Here is a 1,312-nt window from a genome sequence, read left to right on the forward strand (position 1 = left end):
TTTATAAGAATTTAATGGTAACTTAGGGGTTTTGTTGGTTTTCTTGTTGAAAAAAAATAAGTTTTTTTGGGTTTGAGGTTGGTTTTTGAGGGCAATACAGGAAGCTTCTATATTGTACTATCAAGTTACCTTGTAAACTATAAAATAGATATATGGATTTTTCAAAAAAATTATCAAGCCTTAAACAGAGTCATCTGTATCGCTCAAGAAAAATATCTGAAAATACGCAAAATACGCAACTGATTATCAATGGGCAATCCTTGATAAATTTTTGTTCAAATGATTATCTGTCGCTTGCCAAGCACCCAAAAATCAAACAAGGGGTTGATAAACATGCATCACTGATTTTTGCAGATAACTTAAATTCAAACAAAGTATTATTTACTAAATAAACGGTGGTAGACAAATCTATAACAAGCTATCCTTGTGGTTTTAAAATGATATAAATATTTTGCTTATGAAGTTGCTTTTATAAAAAGTCGTAAATAAACTGGATGCCCGCTCCGTGGACAATGATTTTTATGCCAGTCATCATTACCAGTTTTAGCTTCAAAATATATTGCGAATAATTCGGGATGAGAAGTGATAAAAATACAATAGTTATTATCTGCAGAATACGAGTCACAAAACCTTACAGTAAAGGTAACATTAATAGGAGGTTTATTGCTCTCTTCATTGGTATCAGGAACTGCAACTTGATATGTGACAGTCCCTTCCGACCCTGCAGGAATAATCCATGAAGGGTCTTTCATGGAAAATGAAGCAGATTTAAGAGAAGCAATTGTAGCAGGTGGCCGAACATTCCAGTCACCATGCACCTCAGTTTCACTCGCAAACTTTAAAGTATAAGGTGTATTATTGTGTAATTCTATATATGTTGAAAGATCTGCCATCGGTAAGTAACTCCTAAATTTATTTTTATTCTAAAAATTCAAACACCCAAACTAATACGACTCTATTGTGTTGTATGCTGATTGTAACACTTTTTTGTTGAAATGACAGTCTAATTTAGTTAGACACATTTCAAGCCACTTTTTTCAATTGAGCCGTCTTTTGAGCGGGTGTCAAACACCCAAAGGAAAGGCAATGAGTCGTTGCTTATAATCTCACTCGGGCAAGCGAATATTTATAAAAATTTAATGGTAACTTAGGGGTTTTGTTGGTTTTCTTGTTGAAAAAAAATAAGTTTTTTTGGGTTTGAGGTTGGTTTTTGAGGGCAATACAGGAAGCTTCTATATTGTGCTATCAAGTTACCTTGTAAACTATAAGAGATCTTTGCATAAATAGGAACAATCATCAGAAACCCACTTTT

General features: G+C 33.2%; 2 protein-coding genes. One reads left to right on the plus strand and one right to left on the minus strand.

Features of this window, described 5'->3' with window-relative positions; all coding sequences use genetic code 11:
* The first annotated feature begins 152 nt into the window (after positions 1-152).
* Positions 153-392 (plus strand): hypothetical protein, encoded by a 240-nt coding sequence (locus BBROOKSOX_RS11115; protein ID WP_257607876.1) that lies wholly within the window; start codon positions 153-155, stop codon positions 390-392.
* A gap of 63 nt (positions 393-455) precedes the next feature.
* Here BBROOKSOX_RS11115 and BBROOKSOX_RS11120 read toward each other — a convergent pair whose 3' ends face one another.
* Positions 456-893 carry a hypothetical protein gene (locus BBROOKSOX_RS11120; protein ID WP_139661890.1) on the minus strand — a complete coding sequence of 146 codons (438 nt, stop codon included), beginning with the start codon at positions 891-893 and terminating at the stop codon, positions 456-458.
* Between the last annotated feature and the right edge of the window lie 419 nt (positions 894-1,312).

The sequence above is a fragment of the bacterium endosymbiont of Bathymodiolus sp. 5 South genome (assembly GCF_900128535.1).
In the GTDB taxonomy this organism is placed as follows: domain Bacteria; phylum Pseudomonadota; class Gammaproteobacteria; order PS1; family Pseudothioglobaceae; genus Thiodubiliella.